This window comes from Paenibacillus baimaensis (genome assembly GCF_025567575.1).
In genome coordinates this window covers 1-21375 of sequence record NZ_JAOQIO010000001.1, presented here as the reverse complement: position 1 = coordinate 21375, position 21375 = coordinate 1, and the positions used below count along the sequence as shown (strand labels likewise).

General features: G+C 46.7%; 14 protein-coding genes. 13 read left to right on the top strand and 1 reads right to left on the bottom strand.

Features of this window, described 5'->3' with window-relative positions; translation table 11 throughout:
• The first annotated feature begins 78 nt into the window (after positions 1-78).
• The 9 genes from OB236_RS00070 to OB236_RS00030 all read left to right on the top strand — a co-directional run bounded on the left by OB236_RS00070 (position 79) and on the right by OB236_RS00030 (position 8894).
• Complete coding sequence (locus OB236_RS00070) at positions 79-468, top strand: urease subunit beta (RefSeq protein ID WP_262681997.1); 390 nt, start codon at positions 79-81, stop codon at positions 466-468.
• On the top strand, positions 449-2191 hold the full coding sequence (gene ureC / locus OB236_RS00065; protein ID WP_262681996.1) for an urease subunit alpha: 1743 nt from the start codon (positions 449-451) through the stop codon (positions 2189-2191). The genes OB236_RS00070 and ureC overlap by 20 nt, the downstream gene beginning before the upstream one ends.
• 133 nt (positions 2192-2324) lie before the next feature.
• A complete protein-coding gene (locus tag OB236_RS00060; protein ID WP_262681995.1) occupies positions 2325-3032 on the top strand; it encodes an urease accessory protein UreF in 708 nt (235 codons plus the stop codon).
• A 39-nt stretch (positions 3033-3071) separates the two neighbouring features.
• Entirely contained in the window at positions 3072-3734 is a 663-nt protein-coding gene (ureG, locus tag OB236_RS00055; RefSeq protein ID WP_076236493.1) for an urease accessory protein UreG, read from the top strand.
• Complete coding sequence (locus OB236_RS00050) at positions 3727-4575, top strand: urease accessory protein UreD (protein WP_262681994.1); 849 nt, start codon at positions 3727-3729, stop codon at positions 4573-4575. The genes ureG and OB236_RS00050 overlap by 8 nt, the downstream gene beginning before the upstream one ends.
• 427 nt (positions 4576-5002) lie before the next feature.
• A complete protein-coding gene (gene trhO, locus OB236_RS00045; RefSeq protein WP_262681993.1) occupies positions 5003-5908 on the top strand; it encodes an oxygen-dependent tRNA uridine(34) hydroxylase TrhO in 906 nt (301 codons plus the stop codon).
• 370 nt (positions 5909-6278) lie between these two features.
• Positions 6279-7229, top strand: a complete 951-nt coding sequence (gene cyoE, locus OB236_RS00040) for a heme o synthase (protein ID WP_262681992.1) — start codon at positions 6279-6281, stop codon at positions 7227-7229.
• An 87-nt stretch (positions 7230-7316) separates the two neighbouring features.
• Positions 7317-7943, top strand: a complete 627-nt coding sequence (locus tag OB236_RS00035; protein ID WP_262681991.1) for an SCO family protein — start codon at positions 7317-7319, stop codon at positions 7941-7943.
• A 27-nt stretch (positions 7944-7970) separates the two neighbouring features.
• On the top strand, positions 7971-8894 hold the full coding sequence (locus tag OB236_RS00030) for an AEC family transporter (protein ID WP_262681990.1): 924 nt from the start codon (positions 7971-7973) through the stop codon (positions 8892-8894).
• Here OB236_RS00030 and OB236_RS00025 read toward each other — a convergent pair.
• Positions 8874-9239: a toprim domain-containing protein gene (locus tag OB236_RS00025; protein ID WP_262681989.1), complete on the bottom strand. Its 366-nt coding sequence runs from the start codon at positions 9237-9239 to the stop codon at positions 8874-8876. The two genes, OB236_RS00030 and OB236_RS00025, sit on opposite strands and share 21 nt — an antisense overlap.
• Positions 9240-9517: 278 nt before the next feature.
• Between OB236_RS00025 and OB236_RS00020 the strand changes: the two genes are divergently transcribed.
• The 4 genes from OB236_RS00020 to OB236_RS00005 form a co-directional block, all read left to right on the top strand.
• A complete protein-coding gene (locus OB236_RS00020; RefSeq protein WP_317259302.1) occupies positions 9518-12607 on the top strand; it encodes a hybrid sensor histidine kinase/response regulator in 3090 nt (1029 codons plus the stop codon).
• A gap of 62 nt (positions 12608-12669) precedes the next feature.
• Positions 12670-13782 (top strand): response regulator, encoded by a 1113-nt coding sequence (locus OB236_RS00015; RefSeq protein WP_262681988.1) that lies wholly within the window; start codon positions 12670-12672, stop codon positions 13780-13782.
• Between the two features lie 194 nt (positions 13783-13976).
• Positions 13977-18722 carry an S-layer homology domain-containing protein gene (locus OB236_RS00010; protein WP_262681987.1) on the top strand — a complete coding sequence of 1582 codons (4746 nt, stop codon included), beginning with the start codon at positions 13977-13979 and terminating at the stop codon, positions 18720-18722.
• Between the two features lie 523 nt (positions 18723-19245).
• Positions 19246-21375 (top strand): NHL repeat-containing protein (locus tag OB236_RS00005; RefSeq protein WP_262681986.1); only part of this gene is annotated, 2130 nt, incomplete at its 3' end.

Genomic DNA, 21375 nt, shown 5'->3' with positions numbered 1-21375 from the left:
CTGTACCTTTTAATGATGAAGGAGCACAATTAACTCCAATTCAACCATTCTGATTTTCTGATAAAGGAGCGAGCTGCCATGATTCCTGGTGAATATCGCATCAAGGCGGGCGAGATTGAATTAAATAAAGGAAAACGTACGATACGTATATTGGTAACGAATATGGGAGATCGGCCGATTCAGGTTGGTTCACATTTTCATTTTTTTGAGGTAAACCGCGGGCTTCATTTTGACAGAGAGGCTGCCTTCGGTATGCGACTCAGTATCGCTGCGGGCACGGCTGTACGCTTTGAACCCGGGGAGGAGAAACCGGTGGAGCTTGTTGAATTAGGGGGAGCGAAGCTGTCCTTTGGCCTCAATCATTTATCTCAGGGCGAAGCTGCGCATGGGCAGATGTCGGAGGCGACTAAGCAGCGATTGGATGTATGGAAGGAGGGTCCGGTCTTTTATGGCAAAGATGGATCGTAAGGCTTATGCACAAATGTTCGGCCCGACTACAGGCGATGCCATTCGTTTGGCGGATACGCATCTATGGGCAGAGATCGAGCAGGACTACACCGTATATGGAGAAGAATGCAAGTTTGGCGGCGGCAAGGTCATACGTGATGGGATGGGCCAGTCCAGTCGTCATACGCGGGATCAGGGCGTTCTGGATACATTGATTACGAATGCGATTATTATAGATCATTGGGGAATTGTTAAAGCGGATATCGGGATTAAGGACGGTATTATAGTAGGAATAGGTAAAGCGGGCAATCCCGATCTGATGGATGGCGTACAACCTAATATGATCGTTGGTGCAGGAACGGAAGTCATCGCCGGTGAAGGCAAGATCATAACGGCCGGTGGTATTGATACTCATATTCATTATATATGTCCACAGCAGATAGAAACCGCGCTCTCTTCCGGCGTTACGACGATGATCGGTGGTGGTACAGGTCCGGCTGCAGGAACAAGCGCGACTACTTGTACACCAGGTGTATGGCATATGCACCGGATGCTGGAGGCGGCGGAGGCTTTTCCGATGAACCTGGGTTTTACGGGTAAAGGAAATGCATCATTTCCAGAACCGCTTATCGAGCAGGTAGAGGCAGGAGCGATTGGACTGAAGCTTCATGAGGATTGGGGAACGACTCCGGCTGCGATTGATACGTGCTTGCAGGTGGCGGATCAGTACGATGTGCAGGTGGCGATCCACACGGATACACTGAACGAGTCCGGCTTTGTGGAAGACACACTGGCTGCTATCGGTGGAAGAACGATTCACACTTATCATACTGAAGGTGCGGGTGGAGGGCATGCACCGGATATTATTAAAGCTTCCGCTGAGCTGAACGTGCTTCCATCCTCCACGAATCCGACCCGACCTTACACGGTCAACACAATCGAAGAGCATCTCGATATGCTGATGGTTTGTCATCATCTGGATAGTCGAATCCCTGAGGATATAGCTTTTGCTGACTCCAGAATTCGTCCGGAAACGATTGCTGCCGAGGATATATTGCATGATTTGGGTGTGTTCAGCATGTTGAGCTCCGATTCGCAAGCGATGGGACGGATTGGGGAAGTGATTATAAGAACGTGGCAGACGGCAGATAAAATGAAGCAACAGCGTGGATATTTACCTGCTCCGGATGAACTGCCGCAGCAAGCTGGCGTTACTGCGGACGATCAGGATAATTTTCGTATTAAGCGCTATATTGCCAAATATACGATCAACCCGGCAATTACACATGGCGTTTCTCATTTGATAGGTTCAGTGGAAGTGGGCAAGCTGGCTGATCTTGTACTCTGGAATCCGATGTTTTTTGGTGTGAAGCCGGAAACTGTATTGAAGGGCGGGATGATCGCCTATGCGCAGATGGGAGACCCGAATGCTTCTATTCCAACACCACAACCGGTCATGAGTCGTCCGATGTTCGGTGCTTATGGGCGTGCGTTGAATCAATGTATTACCTTTGTATCTCAGGCGGCCTTCGACCTTGGTGTCCACACACAGCTGGGACTGCAAAAAAGGATAGAGCCTGTGAAAAATTGCCGGTCTATCACCAAAAAAGATATGATCCATAATGGAGAGACACCTCGGATTGATGTAAATCCTGAAACCTATGAGGTCAAGGTGGATGGAGCTGCTATCACATGCGAGCCTGCCAAGGTTTTGCCGATGGCACAGCGTTATTTTTTATTCTAGTAATATCAGTAGGCATACGAAGTGAATTTTCTACGAAATAGGCAGATGCTTACGAAGTAAGTTTTGCTATGCAAAACTCAAGGTCATGCTTACGAAGTGAATTTTCTGCGAAAATTTTTAGGATGGTGATCTCTTGCAGCAGGCACAACCGCCCATGACCAATTGGCTCTCCTATGTGCAGCTTCTGGATTCTGCCCTGCCAATCGGCGGATTTTCCCATTCCTTCGGGCTGGAATCCCTTGTGCAAAATGGCAGGGTGCACACGTCCGCTCACCTGAGGGAGTATGTGGAAACGATGCTTGTTCAGAGCTGGGCTCCCATCGATGCGCTCGCGGTCAAGGCGGTATACATGTATACGCCTCAGGAGCAGTGGGAAAAGCTGTGGAAAATTGATCAGATGCAGCATGTGCAGCGGACATCATTGGAAACTCGCGAAGGTGTAGTGAAAATGGGACGCAGACTGCAGCAGCTGGGACTATCGATTTACCCGGAGCTTCCGTGGAGTCAGCTCCAGGAAGCAATCCGCCAGCAGAAGTGCTTTGGCACACACCCGTTGATTCATGGCTGGCTGAGCTATCATTTACAGGTACCGTTGTCGATGGCGGCAGAAGGCTATTTATATGCTTGCACCTTTACCTGCATCAATAGTGGCCTGCGGCTGATGTCCATTGGCCAAACCGAAGGTCAACGTTTGTTGGCTGAGATGCTGCCTGTTATAGCGGCGGCCTGGAAGCAAGCTGAGCATGGAGATCCGTTCGAGGATGGCTTTGGAAATACGCCAATGGCAGAAATGGCCATGATGCAGCACGAAAATTTATATTCCCGTTTATTTATGTCATAACTACAACTTTTAATAATTATAAATCAGGAGGAATGTCGTATGTGTCAAGGTGGAGCACATCATCATCATGAGTGGGAAGCGCCGGAGAAGGGTCATTTGGATCGTCCCATGCGGATAGGCATAGGGGGTCCTGTAGGATCAGGTAAAACCGCACTTGTGGAGAGGCTCGCGCGCAGATTGAACGATAAATACAGTATTGCTGTCATCACGAATGATATTTATACGAAGGAAGACGCCAATATTTTAATTCGTTCCGAGGCGTTGACTGCAGATCGTATTATCGGGGTAGAAACCGGAGGTTGTCCGCATACAGCGATCAGAGAAGATGCTTCGATGAACTTTGAGGCCATTGATGAGCTGGAGAAACGCTTTAACCATCTCGATATTATTTTTATCGAAAGTGGTGGTGACAATCTGGCTGCTGCATTCAGTCCGGAGTTGGTGGATCGCTTCATTTATATTATCGACGTAGCTCAAGGTGAGAAGATTCCCCGTAAAGGCGGCCCTGGTATTATCCGCTCGGATATGCTCATCATCAACAAAATCGACTTGGCTCCTTATGTAGGTGCAAGCTTGACGGTTATGGAAGAGGATACTCGCAAAATGCGCGGGGATCGCCCGTTTATTTTCTCCAACATGTTTGATGGTCATGGCGTTGACGCTATCGTAGAGTGGGTAGAGCAGGAATTCGATCATGCCTGAAATCACCGGCTGCATCACTGCTGCTTTTAAGGAGCGGGAGGGGCAGACGAGTATCAGCGATAAATACAACACCTACCCATTAAAAATTGCCAAGACGTTTGCTTTCGATTACGGTCAGCTTGGAGTGTATATGATGGATGCTTCTCCCGGTATTATGGCAGGTGACCGATATGAAATGAGTTGGCGGTTCGATGAACGCTCGAATGTATATATGACGAACCAATCCTATACCAAGGTGCATCCAGCGCGTCCTGAGCAGGGGGACTCCGAATCGGTGCGCGCGAGTGAGCAGGTTCAATCTCTGACACTAGGACCGGGTAGCTACGTGGAGTACATGCCCGAGCCCGTGATGCTGTACAAGGATGCTGTATTGTACAGTCGGATGGATGTGCAGATGGAAGCAGGATCGACCTTGATTCTTAGCGACCTCATTTGTCCGGGGAGAACACAACGAGGCGAACTTTTTCAATATGAGCATTATGAAAATCGTCTTAACGTTACTTACGAGAATGAGCTCATTTATTGCAGTAAGCAGAGGATCGTACCTGCACAGCAGCGGCTGAACACAATCGGCAGCTGGGCTGAGTTTACTCATCTGGGGACACTTTATATATTCAATGAGCAGGTCGACGCAGCTTTTGTGGAAGCATTGAACTTATTTATGGAACAACAGCTGGTAGCAGCCCAACTGGAATATGGCATCAGCCGTACGTACAAAAAAGGTGTGGTTCTATCCATCTTGGGGCACAAAGTATACGAAATTCAATCGTTACAGGAAGCTGCCTGGCAGTTCGTTCGTCAGCAGCTCTTTGGCAAAATGCCGCTACATGTACGCAAATAAGCAATTGATTATGCTGTGCAACTGGACGTTATTGGGTACTATACCTTGGAATTTCAAAGGGTAGATGCTCAACAACGTCTTTTTCTTCAAACAAGAAAGTGTTTGTAAAAGCTTCTCTAGTCAATAGTGCCAATTGTATCCATATGGCTTACTTAACATACATATAAGTTGACTATGTATATGGAATAAACTAAAATGAACTCATAAAATAATTGCATGAGGATATGGAAATATGTTGTGAGTTTGACACAATCTAATAGTGACAAATCGAGATAAATAATGAATAATCATAAAGTAGAATCTATGAATCGGATCGGATGATGTGGTACTCACAAAGCCCGGTAGCTGACTGAGCGAATGGAGCCGCCTGTTGAGATACCTCGACAGGCTTTTACAATTTAATGAAAAAGAAGAGGAGCGGTTTTCGTTGACAGATATTAATTCGTTTCGCATTTTATTATATTACAAATTTGTTCAAATCCCGGAGCCGGAGTTGTTTGCAGCCGAGCATCTTGCATATTGCAAAAGTATGGAGCTAAAGGGACGTATTATCGTCGCAGAAGAAGGCATTAACGGGACTGTATCGGGTACGATCGAGCAAACCGAACAATATATGAAGGATATGCACAATCATCCACTTTTTTCGGATCTGGTTTTCAAAATTGACGAGGCCAGTGAGCATGCCTTCAAAAAAATCTTTGTCCGTCATAAAAAGGAGCTTGTCACACTAAGATACGAAGACCACCTGGATCCCAATGTTCTTAGTGGTAAACGTCTTTCTCCTAAAGAGTTCCATGAACAGCTTCAAAAAGAAGATGTTATCGTCCTGGACGGTAGAAATAATTATGAATTCGATCTGGGGCATTTTCGCAATGCGATTCGGCCTGACGTTGAATCCTTCCGTGATTTTCCACAGTGGATTCGTGATAATCTGCAAGAGGCTAAGGATAAGCCTATTCTGACTTATTGCACAGGCGGGATCCGGTGTGAAAAGCTGACAGGATTATTAATGAATGAAGGGTTTAATGAAGTTTATCAATTGGATGGCGGAATTGTTACTTACGGCAAAGATCCCGAAGTTCAAGGGAAATTATTCGATGGCAAATGTTATGTATTTGACGATCGCGTCTCTGTCACGATTAATCAAACCGATGAGGACGTGATTGTAGGAGTTTGTCACCACTGCAGCAAACCAGCTGATACCTACATTAACTGTACGGATGATTTGTGCCATCACCAGCATATTTGCTGTGATGAATGTCAAGAGCTTTATAACGGTTATTGTACCCCAGAATGTGAAAGTAATGATAAAGCAGTTACCAAACTTGGTTAAGCAAAAACATCTACAGGTTATTCCTAATCCTTGCTGGTTACTCTAATAGAAAATACACGCCGATGGTTAACGCAACCGTCGGTTTTTCTATCTGTACGCCCTGGAAATAGTGACAATCCGGCTACATATTTAGTCTGAAGATGCGACAATATTTTGAATTCGTGTCGTGCTTTATTGTCAAATGGATTTGAGGTTGATATGATAAGGATTGTAAAAGTACAAGGGAAATGTCGCCACAATTGCTTCATATAGAGTTTTCAATGAAAACTCAGTAGATTGCTTAATGAAGTTAGTTTTACTAAAGCAAAACTCAGAAGATGCTTACGAAGTCAGTTTTGCTAAAGCAAAACTCGAAGGAGGATACAATCAAGTGAAAGATCAACTCAGCGTTAACCTTACGGTCGATTCGTTACCTGCCGCATCGGAAGCGGAGCATGTGGACCAAGGCCCTGTGACCTGGAGGGATTTTGTACAGTTGGCCAAGCCGGGTATTATTTTTTCGAATTCCATCACAGCGTTCGGTGGTTTTTGGGTAGCCTCTGGATGGCAAGTTAACTGGCTGCAATTGTTGTTTACTATGCTGGGAACTGCATTGGTGATGGGTTCAGGTTGTGTACTTAACAATTATTTGGATCGTGATATGGATACGAAGATGGCTCGTACGCAAAAACGTGCGCTGCCAAGCGGAAAGCTATCTCCACAGGTCGTCATGTGGTATGGGATTATCCTGGGCGTGATTGGTGTATCCGGTCTGTGGTTGCTGGTTAATCCGTTAGCTGCATTATTGGGTATGATCGGATTGTTTGTTTATGTATGGATTTATACGGCATGGTTTAAACGTACTTCGGTATGGAGTACAGTAGTCGGCAGCTTTTCCGGTGCGATTCCTCCGGTTATCGGCTACTGCGCCGTACGTCATGATATTGATGCGGGAGCGATTATTTTATTCGCGATTTTGTTCCTATGGCAGCCTCCACACTTTTGGGCGCTCGGTATTCGTCGTATGGAGGAGTATCGCGCAGCAGGGTTTCCGTTATTGCCTGTTGTTAAAGGTACCTATGTCACGAAAATCAGTATGATCCGTTATGTTGTACTGCTCGTACCTGTTTCCATGCTGTTGTATGTGTATGGTTATGTTAATGTCATCTACTTCTACGCGGCTATCGTAATGGGACTATATTGGGCTTATCTCTGTATGAAGGGCTTCAAGAAAACCGAAGGCGAAGAAGAAGTGCTATGGGCCAAGAAAACTTTTATTTATTCGATTAATTACTTGACACTGTTATTCATTATTATGGTCCTGACTACAGTGGCGAAATAAAAATAGCCCGCAATAACGATTGTAATGTAGCTTCAAGTCCCATGGCAGCATGGGATATTTTTTTTATCGAAAAGGATGGGAACACGGATGAACAACGCATTTTTACAAAAAAACGGCTTTAAGCTGATCGTTATTGTGCTTCTGCTTGCAATGATCGGTACATTGGGGTATATGGTTCTCAAAGGCAACAGCGCAAGCAGCAAAATGGAAGTCATGAAAAAAGCCCCTGATTTTAAGCTCGATAATATTGATGGCAAATCCATTAGCCTGGCAGAGCTTGCCGGACGCTCCAAGCTTGTGTACTTTTTTTATTCCACTTGTCCTGATGTATGTCAGCCAACTACGTATAACCTATCCAAGGTACAGGATGCTTTGGTGAAAAAAGGTGTTTTCGGTGATAAAACGGCTATTGTATCGATTTCATTTGATCCAACCAAGGATACGACAGCACAGCTTCAGCAATTTTCCAAAAGCTTTCACGCTGACCCTAAGGGCTGGTATTTCCTACGTGGTGATGAGGCAGCTATAATCGATCTTGCGCAAAAATACGGGGTTATGGTGGTCAAGGATCAACAAGGTCAATTTACGCACAGCAATCTGATTTTGCTTGTTGATAAAAAGGGAGATATGAGAAGGTACTATGCGGGTAACGACGCTGATCTGGATGTTGATAAAATCGCTCAGGACCTGATCGAATTAAGCAAGGAAGGATAGGTGTATACTAGTTAAGGGAGCGCAAGCATGACGTACTTCATTTATATTTTACTTAATAATGTGATTCCGCTCTCCATCATGATTGCATTGGGTGTTATTTTATATAGAGCGTTCAAGCTTGATATTCGGACGCTTTCGAAGCTGAACTTTTATCTGTTTTCACCCGCACTTGTGTTCAAAATGCTGTATGAATCTACATTGTCAATGCAATTGATGATGCAAACCTTGCTGTTTTTTGCGCTTCACCTGGTAGCGATGTTTTTGCTGGTAGAATTCATCATGCGTGTGAGAGGGTACCAGAATAGTATGATCACGGCGATGCGGAACAGTGTCATCTTTTATAACAGTGCCAATTATGCGCTTCCGCTCAATCAGCTTGTGTTTGTCGGGGATGCGTTCACGCTCTCTATTCAGATTATTATTATGATGATGCAGTCACTGCTGCCTAATACGTACGGGGTATACAGCGTGAATGCCCATAAAAATGATCCGCGGCAAACGCTGCGTACGATATTATCGCTGCCAGTGATCTATGTGATTCCACTTGCCTTTCTGATGCGCTGGCTGCATATACCTATTCCTGATCCGATCTATATGCCGATCACGTATATTTCCAATGCTTTTGTCTGTACGGCACTCTTAACCTTGGGTGTGCAGCTGGGAAGCATGAAGTGGAAGCTGATGTTCTCTGATGTCATGCTCTCCAATGTGCTTCGTTTATTGATTGGACCTGCTGTGGGATTTGGTATCGTATGGTTGCTGGGTATTCATGGAACGATGGCCCAAGCGCTTGTGCTTGCGACATCTGTACCGACGTCACTAAGCAGTGCGTTGATCGCAGTAGAATACGATAATGAACCGGAATTTGCTTCACAGGTTGTATTTTCATCGACCATCTTTAGTATTTGTACAGTAACACTGGTCATTTATTTAATCCAATTTATTGCTTAGAGCCGGATCTGGAAGCGGGTAGTTGATATACGCCTCCAAACCGGCTTTTTCTAATTGAAGAATCAGATATTCATCGGGTGTACCCTCTACTCCTGCATAGCCTTTTCGGGTATATATTTGTTCTGCGTCCGGGAATGTATCTCGTAAAATGGCGCGGATTTTTTTGCCGGAGGAATCGTTATCTGTAAATAAAAAAATCTCGCTGCTATCGGCCTGCTTCTTTAAGGATTCAAGCCGTTCCGTGTTCAAGGATCCAAGGGTACAAAGTATAGTAATGTCCTCCGTCAGCAGCCTCCGCAGTCTGCTTTTGTCGTTCTTGCCTTCTACAATGATCGTAATACACATATCAGCACCTCACAAGTTCACTAGATGATTTGGCTTTCTCAAGTAGTATATCCACTTTCGCCATCCATTCCAAGCTGTTCGTATTTCCCAGGAAATGTCGAAATAAAGGTTATCCGCTTATTGGAGTTGTTGTATTAAGATTTTGTGAGAATTTTGTGAGAACGGTTTGATAGAATGATTAGAATGAACACAAAAGTTTTCTCAACAAGATCACAGCGATCATGAGGAATACATGGTAGTATGAACTTATTGTTGAATACCATGGGAGGGATAAGTAGTTGATAAGCGTTTATTATCGCAAGCTCATCGTGATGGGCTTGATCTTTTCACTTTTCATGACGTTATTTATCGCAATATATGCTCAAACGATACCAAATCGGGATACTCCGCCTGCAAAGCATGGAGTACAAGATTTGTCTAATTGGGATTTCAACCGACAGGGATTAGTTGTTCTGGATGGCGAGTGGGAGTTTTATGAAGGTCAAATGCTGGAGCCTGCTGATTTTAAGCAAGGTTTAGGGGCAGTAGTTCCGTATATCTCTGTACCCGGCACATGGAAAGGAGATCAAACGGTTGGCGGGGTAAGTAAAACGGGATATGGAACATACAGGCTGAAGGTGATCGTTCCGGTTACGGACGAAGTATTAGGTTTAAAAGTGAGAAGCATCCGGATGTCCCATCGTCTATATATTAATGGAAAGGTCGAGGGGAGCAGCGGACAACCAGCAGCGGATTCACTTCTACATAAGCCTGGCAATACGCCATACACCGCGTTTTTTCTTCCGAAGGAAAGTGAAGTTGAAATTGTGATCCAAGTGGCCAACTATGTGTATGTCAATGGCGGTATCGTTAATTCGATCCAACTCGGGTTGCATCAGGACATTACGAAGATGAATAGTATTCAGATTGGAACTGATATTGCGGCTGTTTTTATTTTGGGTATGTTTGGGGTATATCATCTCAGCTTTTATTTTCTGGGCAGGAGAGAGAAGACTTATTTATTTAGTGGGCTGTATTTGGTAACCCTGCTGTTTAACCAAATGCTTTTTGGTGAGAAGCTTCTGCAAAGGCTGCTGCCTGAGCTTCCTTTTGCTATCAGCTACAAGCTGCTCGATTTAAGTGAATTTCTCAGCGCGGCTGTGATTATATTATTTTTTTGCTCCATTGATATGCGGCTTCTGACGTCCCGTAAAATGAATCTAATGCTGGCTCCGATTGTTTTGTATATGGCAGCGACACTAACTCTGCCTTATCAAGTACACAGTCAAATTAAACCTGTTTTCTTATTTTATATAGGAATCGCAGCGATGTACCTATTGGGACGAATGATTTATTTGTACAGCTTAAATGAACGAGATTCGTCAAACCGCAAGGAACTGATGTTATTTATTTTTGGTATCGTTTCACTGACCGCTTTTTTAATAGACGGAATTTTATATACCGTGAATATCGTTCCTACTGATCTGGCAGGGAAAGTAAGCATTCTTTGCTTTATTGCTTTTATAAATATGCTGCTCGCTATACGGTTCGCGAACGCCTACGAGAAAACAGAGAAGCTTACGCAACAGCTAATGGTTTCCAATCAGCGGAAGGATGAATTTTTGACCCATACGTCCCACGAGATCAAGACGCCGCTGCACGGCATTATGAATATGACATCTCATTTGTTGGTAGATGAGGAACGAAATTTAACATTGAAGCAAAAACAAAATTTATGGCTGATCAAGGATACATCCGTCAAGCTATCGATGTTGATTCATGATTTGATTGATGTCACTCGTTTAAAGCACGGAGAGCTGCGATTGCATCTGACCGTTGTTGATGTGAGGGTTGTGGTGCAAATTGTGTTTGATGTACTGGAATTTGAACTGTTGGGTAAGGAGGTGCGGCTTGATAATCAAGTAGGTTCCGATGTCTGGGTTCGCGCGGACGAGAATCGGCTGCGTCAAATCATGTACAATCTTGTGCACAATGCCATCAAGCATACAGTTAAAGGAACGATCACAGTGATGTCAAGTGTGCTCGATGACACGGTATCGATTTTCGTTGAGGATACGGGAACTGGGATATCCAAGGCTAAACAAGCCGCCATATTTGGTTATTTTGAGCAGTTCAATCAGCCGATTCCCCAGGATGGATACACGGGTATGGGTGTTGGGTTGTACATTAGCCGTAAGCTTGTCGAACAAATGGAAGGGGACATCCGGGTTGATTGGTCAGAGGTCGGACAAGGAACACGAATGATGTTCACATTGCCAAGTGTGGCCCCGATTCCATTCTACCGTGAAACAGCCTATACGACATCAGAGCCTCAGCGTGTTACGCGTGATCACCTGCCTCTGGATATTCTGGATCAGCAGGGTCACACGATTATGATTGTCGATGATGAGGCTTCGAACATCCATATTTTGCTTAACATTCTGAAGCGACATAAGTATAACGTGCTTACGGCATTATCGGCTAAAGAGGCGATGGTCAAGATCAAGCAGCACCCTCAAGTCGACCTGGTTGTTCTGGATGTCATGATGCCTGAAACCTCCGGAATTGAATTGTGCCGCATACTTCGAGGAGGCTATTCAATTCTTGATCTGCCCATCTTGTTTACGACTGTCAAGGACACCTCCCAGGATATTGCAATCGGCTTCAGGGCAGGGGCTAATGATTATGTTACGAAGCCTTTTGACGCAGAGACGTTAATCGCCAGAATCCAGACCCTAATTGCCATGAAAACCGCGATTCAGGAAGCAATTCGTAATGAACAAGCATTTCATCAAGCTCAGATCAAACCACATTTTCTGTACAATGCACTAAGCAGCGTGATTTCTTTTTGTTATACGGACGGAGAGAAAGCTGCTTATTTATTAACGATGCTCAGTCAATATTTACGTTACATCCTTGATATGGATCGCTCGACCTTAATTGTTCCTTTGTCCCGTGAATTGGAGCTGATTCATGCGTATGTCGAGATCGAAAGGGCTCGTTTTGGTGAACGGTTTGAATTTGTATGTGACGTTGATAAAAGTGTTCGATACTATCACATTCCTTCCTTATGCATCCAGCCGTTTGTGGAAAATGCGATTCGACACGGACTGTTCGAGAAGGAGGGATACGGAAAAGTTACACTTAAGATTGACGAAGGTGAAGGGTACATAAAGGTGATCATTGAAGATGATGGCATCGGGATTCCGAATGATCTTCTGTATCAAATGTCCAAAGGTGAATCTCCAAATGTCGGAATTGGTATCCCGAATATCCGTAAACGTCTGGATACGATCCCAGGTGCTACCTTGACCTTTAGCTCTGAAATGGGGACAGGAACCAGAGTCACTATGTATTTGCCGGCAAGCTTGAACGGGCTGATTCCGTAGTGCCGATTAGGCAGATTCTTGCCAAGCTTAATGATTTAATGCCATTCCTGGGAGGGGTACCTTTGTTCAAAGTCATCATTGTCGAAGACGAAAAGCCGATTCTGGATTTAATGAAATACGTGATCGGTCACAATCCAAACTACATCATTATAGGGGCCTTCACGAATCCGCTGGAGGCGCTCGCTTGTCTACCTCTGCTTAAACCGGATGTCGTTTTCCTGGATGTGGAGATGCCGAGGATGAACGGTCTGGAACTTGCACAAAAAATAGTTGAGCTGTCGGACGAGATCCGAATTATTTTCACGACAGCCTACAGGCAGTACGCACTGGATGCCTTTGAGGTATTTGCCTTTGACTATATTCTAAAGCCGGTGACGCCAGCGGCAATTGAACGGGTCGCCAACCGCCTGATCAAGAAGCAGAAACCTGCCCTTCCTGCTGAGCGAGGAGATCAGACAGCCTCTATCCACTGCTTTGGAGGATTTGAGGTTCGTAATCGGGAAGGTGTAACGATTCGTTTTCCGACGCGCAAGTCGGAGGAGCTGTTCGCCTTCTTTCTTTGCCATCCGGGGAAGGAGCTAAGTAAGTGGCACCTGGTGGATTTGCTTTGGCCTCAGATGCAGGAGGACCGTTCTTCACATAATTTACACAATACGATTTATCGTTTGAAAAAAATACTCAAAGAGCACCAGATTGGAATCGATATCCAGAATACTAATGAAGGGTACAGGATGGAAGTGTCTGATTTCACGTACGATGTTCTGGCGTTCGAGCGGCAACGATCAGCTCTAAATGGAGTCTTGCAGGATCATGCGCATGTGGAATGGCTGTGTTCCCTCTATAAAGGTCCTCTGCTCGATAGGAAAGATTATGTGTGGAAGACTTCACTTGAAGAAGGATACGTTAAACAATATACCTTTCTGGTTCGTACTCTGATCGAGAGCGATATGCTCGCACAGGAATGGACGAAAGCGGAGTTGAGGCTGGATGCTTACTTGTCGCTATATCCACTACATGAGGAGATGAATCAGCTCTTGATGGACATCTTTACCCATAGTGGAAACACGGAGAAGATAGCCAAGCATTACGAGAGGTTTGCTGCCTCATATCGACGGGAAATCGGATTGGAGCCATCGCAGGAGATGAGGGACCGAATGACTGCCTATATCATATAATTGTAAATTTGCAAATAGGTTCAAAGGCAGGAGAGGACAGCGAAAGCATGTTCTCTCTGTTTTTTTGTGGTCTTGTAACCGATATGCTCAAAGCGCCACGGAAGCAAACCGGGTTTTGTGAGAATCTTGGGAGAACCGTTTGCTAGTATAAAAGTGCATGCAAACAATAAGCAGATTTGAAAGGAATGAAAAAGATGAAGGCATTGCAGAAACAAAGAAGCAAAGCCGTCGGGAGCCGTAAATGGCTGGCGGCCGTATTGGTATTGCTGCAGTTGTTTGGATTATTCGGATTGGCGGGTATTTCGAGAGCTTTTAATGGGAGTTTTGCAGGGGGGACAGGAGTATCCGGCGATCCGTACCTGATTGATACGGCTTCCATGCTAAACGAGGTCAGAAATGATCTGTCCGCCCACTATAAGTTAATAAACGACATCGATTTGGATGCATCGTCCCCCTTCAATCAAGGGCAAAGCTGGGTGCCTATCGGCAGCGCAAGTTCTCCATATAAAGGAACATTCGATGGGGACGGTCATACGATTAAAAATCTCAGAATCGTATCAACTGCGGATAATCTCGGATTATTCGGTGTCACCGATAGCGCCATGATCAAGAATATCGGGTTATTAAATGTGAATATAAATTCTAACGCCGCCAATAAGGTCGGCAGTCTGGTCGGTTTAGCGAAAGTCGGGGACATCTTCAATGTATTTGCTACAGGCTCCGTTATCGGGGGAGCAAATACCGGTGGATTGATTGGTTCGGCTGAGAGCAAAACTTGGGCGGGTAATCTACAGATGTTCCCGCCGATTTTTCCATACACTCAACCCGCACAGCTATCTAATTCCTATTTTAACGGCGTTGTCGAGAGTGTGGATAAAGCCGGAGGTTTGATAGGCGTCGGAATGGATAGCGGAGATGGCACCGGAGTTTGGGATGGAGTGGCTCCGCATGTAAGCATTTATAATAGCTATGCTGCTGCGAGAGTCTCCACCCCGGTGAATAATAATACATCAGGCGGATTGCTTGTATCAGGCGGCAATTCCAATTATTCCTTTTATGATAGCGATATTGCCGGCTTTAATAACAAGGGGCAAGGCACTGCTAAAACATCCTCAGAGATGAAGCAGACCGTGACGTATCCCATGTTCCCGGGCACGGGTTGGGACTTTACTACAGGCGTATGGGGCATGGAAGGAAATAAAAACGACGGTTACCCCTATTTAAAGGTGTTTGACCGTGCCCCTACTGCTTCATCCGTCACGATAAGCGGGAATGCCAAGGTAGGTCAGACCTTGACCGGTAGCTATTCATATCAGGATACAGAGAATGATGCTGAAGGCACATCCACCTTTAAGTGGTACAGTGCAGATAATGCCTCAGGCTCATCCGAGAGTGTAATAAACGGCGCAACTAGCCGAACCTATTTCACTGGGGGGAAGGAATACTTAGGCAAATATATCCGCTTCGAGGTTACGCCTGTAGCAGCAACAGGCAAAGCAACAGGAATAGCGGTGAAGAGCGCCTGGTATGGTCCGATTGTGCATCCTTTTGCGGGGGGAGCAGGTTTGGAAGCGGACCCTTGGCTGATCGAAACCGCAGAACAGCTCAACAGCATCAGATACTATCTGTACCCAATCGGACATCCACAGTATAAGAAAGGATATTATAAACTGACGGCTGACATCGATCTGGGAATAGCTCCTTACAATGAGGGAACAGGCTGGGTGCCGTTAGGAACCACCATGGCGATTCCTTTCACAGGAAAATTTGACGGAGACGGGCATACGATTTCGAATTTGAAAATTGCTTCGTCGGCGCAGCGGCCAGGCTTTTTCGGGGTTATCCAAGAGGCGGAGATCCAGCGTCTCGGCTTGAAGAACGTGGATATCCAATCGAGCTCTAATTTTGTCGGCGGTCTGGTTGGTCATGCTATGAGTTCGACAACAATTAGCCAGGTGTATGCTACAGGCTCTGTTAAAGCGGGGTCGGGTTATGCAGGGGGACTAATAGGTTTAGTAGACAGCAGCCCGATAACGATAACGGATTCGTACTTCAAAGGCAAGGTTGAGAGTAATTCTGTATATGCAGGCGGACTAGTTGCAAAGGCCGACGGAACAAAGCTCGATATGCTCCACTCGTATGCAGCTGCTGTGGTCACATCGAACGTTCCGGCTACAACAGGAGGCTTATTCGGCTCCTATGCAAATGGAACCGGTACGATAACAGAGTCTTATTATGACAAGGACGTTTCCGGCTTAAGCGATACCGGGAAGGGCGAGCCTAAAGCCACAGATGCCATGAAGCAGCAGGGAACCTATGTCAACTGGAGCTTCGCTGATCCTGGCGTGTGGAGGATAGACCCTTACAAAAATGACGGATATCCCTATTTGGAGTGGCAGAAGTTCAATAGTGCTCCGACCGCTGCAGCTGCCGCAATCAGCGGAGCGGCCAAGCTCGGGCAAACCTTGACAGGCAGCTATACGTACAGTGATGCCGACGGGGATCTGGAGGGAGTAAGTCTCTTCAAATGGTACCGCTCAGATGATGCGGCTGGAACGAATAAATCAGCCATAACGGGAGTAACGGCAAAAACATATGTCTTGCAAGAGTCGGATTTCGGTAAATTTATCAGCTTTGAAGTGACGCCGATAGCGCAGACAGGCGTAACGACCGGGACGTCCGTGGAAAGCGCAAAAACCGCTGCGGTAACAGAGGAACCGCTTCCGGCACCTGCAGGGCTAAGTGCATCAGCCGGAGACGGTATGGTTGCACTGAATTGGAGCAGCGTAACGGGAGCCACGTATTACAACATCTATTCAGGTACAGCAAGAGGTGTCTATAACGGAGCACCTGTCGCTACGGTAACGGGCTCAACCTACCATGTAGCCGATTTGGTGAACGGCACAGCCTATTACTTCGCGGTGAAAGCCGTTGATTCCAGACGGATAAGCGAATACTCCAATGAAGCTTCGGCAACTCCGCAGGCCGGTGCTGTATCGCCTGTCTATCCAACCTTGACAGCGGTCAGCATAAAAAGCAGCAACCCGGCTGCGGCACTAGCCAAAACCGGAGATACAGCGACCTTGACGTTTACAGCGAGCAAGCCGTTGAGAGCTCTGCCTGAGGTAACAATCGCAGGACGTACAGCGAGTGTAACGAGTGTCGGCAGCAGCGTCTACAAGGCTGCACTTACGTTCAATGGCAGTGAAAGCGAAGGCATTATTACATTCTCCATTGATTTTGCCGATTTGAATGGAAATGCGGGAACACGCGTAAGTGCCACGAAGGATGGCAGCAGCGTGTTGTTCGATAAAACCGCACCAGTTGGAACGCTGAGCATTAACAACGGTGCGGAGGGGACAAGCTCGGCCTCTGTCAGCTTGACGATTACAAGCAGCGACGGCACGGGTTCGGGAGGCGTCCAAATGCGCTTCTCCAACGATAAAGCGATCTGGAGCGAGTGGGAAGCAGCAACTGGTACGAAAGCGTGGACGTTGCTCCCGGGCAGCGGTGCAAAGACAGTTTCGATGGAGTTGACGGATGCAGCGGGCAATGTAACAACACCCGCGATTAGCGCCGCGATTATCCTGCGCAATTCGTCCGGCAGTGGTAACAGCTCTTCGTCCGGTTCTTCACAGGGTGAAACTATTACTGTTAACGTGGAAAATAGCGGCAACGGCGGAGTTATGTCCACTGCGATAGTACACCGTACAACAGGAGCAGACGGACGGAAAAAGGATGAAGTTTCACTGACGCCGGGTCAGGCGGACAAGCTGGTTGATCAACTGAAAGCAGCAGGTTCCAGCTCTGCCAAGCTCGTCATTCCTGATTCTAAGGATGAGGTTTCAGAAATTAAAGTGACATTACCGAAAGAATCGACAGCCAAATTGGCGGATAATAAAGTAAATTTGGAGATCAGCACGAATAACGTGCGTGTTATTATTCCGGACGAGGCGATGAATGGCTGGAAGGAAGATTTATTCTTCAATATCGTGCCGGTAAAAACAGAGAACGAACGCAGTGAAATCGAACAACGCGCAAGAACGGAGCAGATTGTGCGCGAAGCCGCAGGCAGCGCAATAGTTAACGTGTTGGGTCGTCCGATGATGATCGAGACGAACATGCAGAATCGCCCGGTTACACTGGTACTCCCCCTGCCCGAAACGGGCCTGAGTGAGAAACAGCTCAAAGAGTTGGGCATCTTCATTGAGCATAGCGATGGCACTAAGGAGCTGGTTCGAGGAGAAATCGTCCCATTCGATACAACAGGTAAGCTGGGCATACGGTTTACCGTGAGCAAGTTCAGTACGTTTACGGTCGTTCAGTTAGGATCGCAAACAAGCAAAGTGCATCAAGCGTATATGACGGGCTATCCGGACGGCACATTCGGACCGGAAAAGCCAATTACACGTGCGGAAATGGCAACAGTGTTAGTCCGATTGTTCGGTAAGGATAAAAGCGTTAAGCCGGCAGCCAAAGTCTTTACGGATGCTACGCAGACGCATTGGGCTAAATTAGCCATTGACCTGGCAGCGGACAGCGGACTGATGGACGGCTATCCGGACGGCAGCTTCAAACCGGAACAGACCATTACACGCGCGGAAACGGCAACCATTGCAGCGCGTTTGAGCACGGCCACGGAAGGTGCAGGCGGAGACAGCTTCTCCGACACTTCAGGTCACTGGGCAGCGGCAGCGATCGTAAAAGCGAAAGTGGCGGGAGTAGTTAATGGATACGAGGACGGTACGTTCCGTCCTGAGCAGACCCTTACCCGCGCTGAAGCGGTGACGATGTTTAACAAGTTGGCAGGTCACGACTCGTTGTCTGTATCCGATGCTAAGTGGAGTGATGTACCTGCGAACCACTGGGCGTTTAAGAACATTCAAGAGGCGTCCGTTGATCATACTCATGAGCCGGCGACAGCACGTTCGGAACGTTAGAGAAGGCCGGTTGAACCTGTGAATCTGGTTTCAGTCACAATTAAAGAGTAACAAGAAAGCTAAAAGAAGGATGTTTGCTCCTGAATCTGTAAAAAGTCCCAGCCATTTTATGGCGGGGACTTTTTGCAGAAGCAGAAAAACGATTCACTGCTCCGTATTAATTTTAAGAAAGGACAAGATGAGAGGGTTGAATAATCGCAATGGATCGCTAACAAATTTAGATACTCTAAATTTTATAGAAATTCACAAAAATGGTGCCAATCAATATTGCGTTCTAATCAACGGAATAGATAGGGATGGCACTCTAACAACTGGTGTATATGCTTGGGATACTCTAAAAGATGCTATGACATGTGCCAAGGGAATAGCGAAAATGTTCAATTTCCCTGAGGTCCTAATAAACAAGAAAATGGATTAAAGTGGGGATTGTTTTGTGAGAATTTTGAGAGAAGTGCTTGGTAGAATGTAGAGAATGTTACGTTCACATGTAAGTTAAGCTTTTTATAGGGAGGAAAATAAAGTTATGAATCGGGGACATGCAAATCAGTTTAGAGGAAGGTTGGAGGTATGGATCATTGCGATCTTTATGGCCACCATAGCATTATTCGTATTTCCAGTGCAAGCAGCAGATCAATGGAGTCAATACGCCAAGATAGGACCAACCAGCGGTAATTCGCTCGGAGCGTTCTCTAATCCGAGCGGAGTAGCGGTAGACAGCAGTGGTAATGTATACGTGGCGGATTACAATAACCATCGTATCCAGAAGCTGACGGCAGCTACAGGGGTGTGGAGCGAGTGGAAGAGTAGCAGCGGCGAGTCAGGAAATGGCCTGGGGGAGTTTTACAGTCCAGTCGGCGTAGCGGTAGACAGCGGTGGTAATGTATATGTTGCGGATACCAGTAATCATCGCATTCAGAAGCTGAACAGTTCCACAGGGGTATGGAGTGAGTGGAAGAAGAGTGGTGGTGGTTCGGGAGGCGGCCTGGGAGAATTTAATAATCCAAAAGGTGTGGCTGTAGACAGCAGTGGGAACGTGTATGTGGCGGATAGTTGGAACAATCGCATTCAGAAATTGGATATATCCACAGGTGTATGGAGCGAGTGGAAGAAAAGCGGCGGTGGTGCAGGAAGCGGCTTGGGAGAGTTTAATAGACCATCCAGCGTTGCGATAGACAGCAGCGGTAATATATACGTGGGGGATACCAATAACCATCGCATCCAAAAGCTGAATGTTTCCACAAGTGTATGGAGCGAGTGGAAGAAGAGCAGCGGTGGTTCCGGAAGTGGCCTAGGAGAGTTTAATAATCCACTCCACCTTGCTGTAGACAGCAGTGATAATGTATACGTGGCGGATACTAGTAACCATCGCATCCAGAAGCTGAATGGTTCCACAGGGGTGTGGAGTGAGTGGAAAAAGAGCGGCGGTGGTTCCGGAAGTGGACCGGGAGAGTTTAATAATCCGAAAGGCATCGCTGTAGACAATAGCGGTAATGTGTATGTTGCGGATTCCGGTAATGAGCGCATCCAGAAGCTGACGGTAGCAGCAGGACTATGGAGCGAGTGGGTATATCAGGGAGTAATTGCTGGCACGGACCCGGGAGAGTTTCGGTATCCAAGCGGTGTGGCGGTAGACAGCGAGAGAAATGTGTATGTGGCCGATTACGATAACAATCGAATCCAGAAGCTGAATGGTTCCACAGGCGTGTGGAGCGAGTGGAAGAAGAGCGGTGGGGGGTTAGGAAGCGGCCTGGGAGAGTTTGAGAGTCCAACCGATGTCGCTGTAGACAGCAGTGGTAATGTATACGTGGCAGATCGTTATAATCACCGCATCCAGAAGCTGACGGTAGCTACAGGTGTGTGGAGCGAGTGGAAGAAGAGTGGCGGCGGGAAAGGAAGCGGCCCCGGAGAGTTTGAATATCCAGGCGGGGTGGCGGTAGATCGCAGCGGTAATGTGTATGTGGCGGATACCAATAACCATCGCATCCAGAAGCTGACGGTAGCAACAGGAATATGGAGCGAGTGGAAGAAGAGCGGCGGCGGGAAAGGAAGCAGCTTGGGGGAGTTTAATTATCCAAGCGGCTTGGAGGTAGACAGCAGCGGTAATGTATATGTGGCGGATACATCAAACAATCGCATTCAGAAGCTGACAGTAGCTACAGGAGTATGGAGTGAGTGGAAAAAGAGCGGCGGCGGGAAAGGAAGCAGCCTCGGAGAGTTTAATGAGCCATTCAGTGTGGCGGTAGACAGTAACGGGGATTTATACGTGGCTGATTCCGAAAATAATCGTATCCAGAAGCTGATGGTAGCTACAGGAATATGGAGTGAATGGAAGAAGAGTGGTGGAGGCTACGGAAGCAGTTTGGGAGAGTTTGAGTATCCAAGCGGTGTGGCAATAGACAGCAGAGGTAATGTATATGTGGCCGATTTTAGTAACAATCGCATCCAAATATTGTCAGAGTCCCCTCCGGGTGCACCGACTGCTGTAACCGCAGAGGTAACGAATGGTCAATCGCAAGCGACAGTGAGCTTTACGTCACCGGTAAGTAATGGAAACAGCCCCATAATCGGCTACACCGTGACCTCGAGTCCGGGAGGATTGACGTCTAGCGGTACAGGCAGTCCCCTCACCGTTACGGGGTTGACGTATGGGACG

Excerpts from the sequence above, each read along its gene's own strand:
- OB236_RS00070 (WP_262681997.1), top strand. The coding sequence starts at position 79 with ATGATTCCTGGTGAATATCGCATCAAGGCGGGCGAGATTGAATTAAAT.
- ureC (WP_262681996.1), top strand. The coding sequence starts at position 449 with ATGGCAAAGATGGATCGTAAGGCTTATGCACAAATGTTCGGCCCGACT.
- ureG (WP_076236493.1), top strand. The coding sequence starts at position 3,072 with ATGTGTCAAGGTGGAGCACATCATCATCATGAGTGGGAAGCGCCGGAG.
- OB236_RS00050 (WP_262681994.1), top strand. The coding sequence starts at position 3,727 with ATGCCTGAAATCACCGGCTGCATCACTGCTGCTTTTAAGGAGCGGGAG.
- OB236_RS00035 (WP_262681991.1), top strand. The coding sequence starts at position 7,317 with ATGAACAACGCATTTTTACAAAAAAACGGCTTTAAGCTGATCGTTATT.
- OB236_RS00030 (WP_262681990.1), top strand. The coding sequence starts at position 7,971 with ATGACGTACTTCATTTATATTTTACTTAATAATGTGATTCCGCTCTCC.
- OB236_RS00025 (WP_262681989.1), bottom strand. The coding sequence starts at position 9,239 with ATGTGTATTACGATCATTGTAGAAGGCAAGAACGACAAAAGCAGACTG.
- OB236_RS00010 (WP_262681987.1), top strand. The coding sequence starts at position 13,977 with ATGAAGGCATTGCAGAAACAAAGAAGCAAAGCCGTCGGGAGCCGTAAA.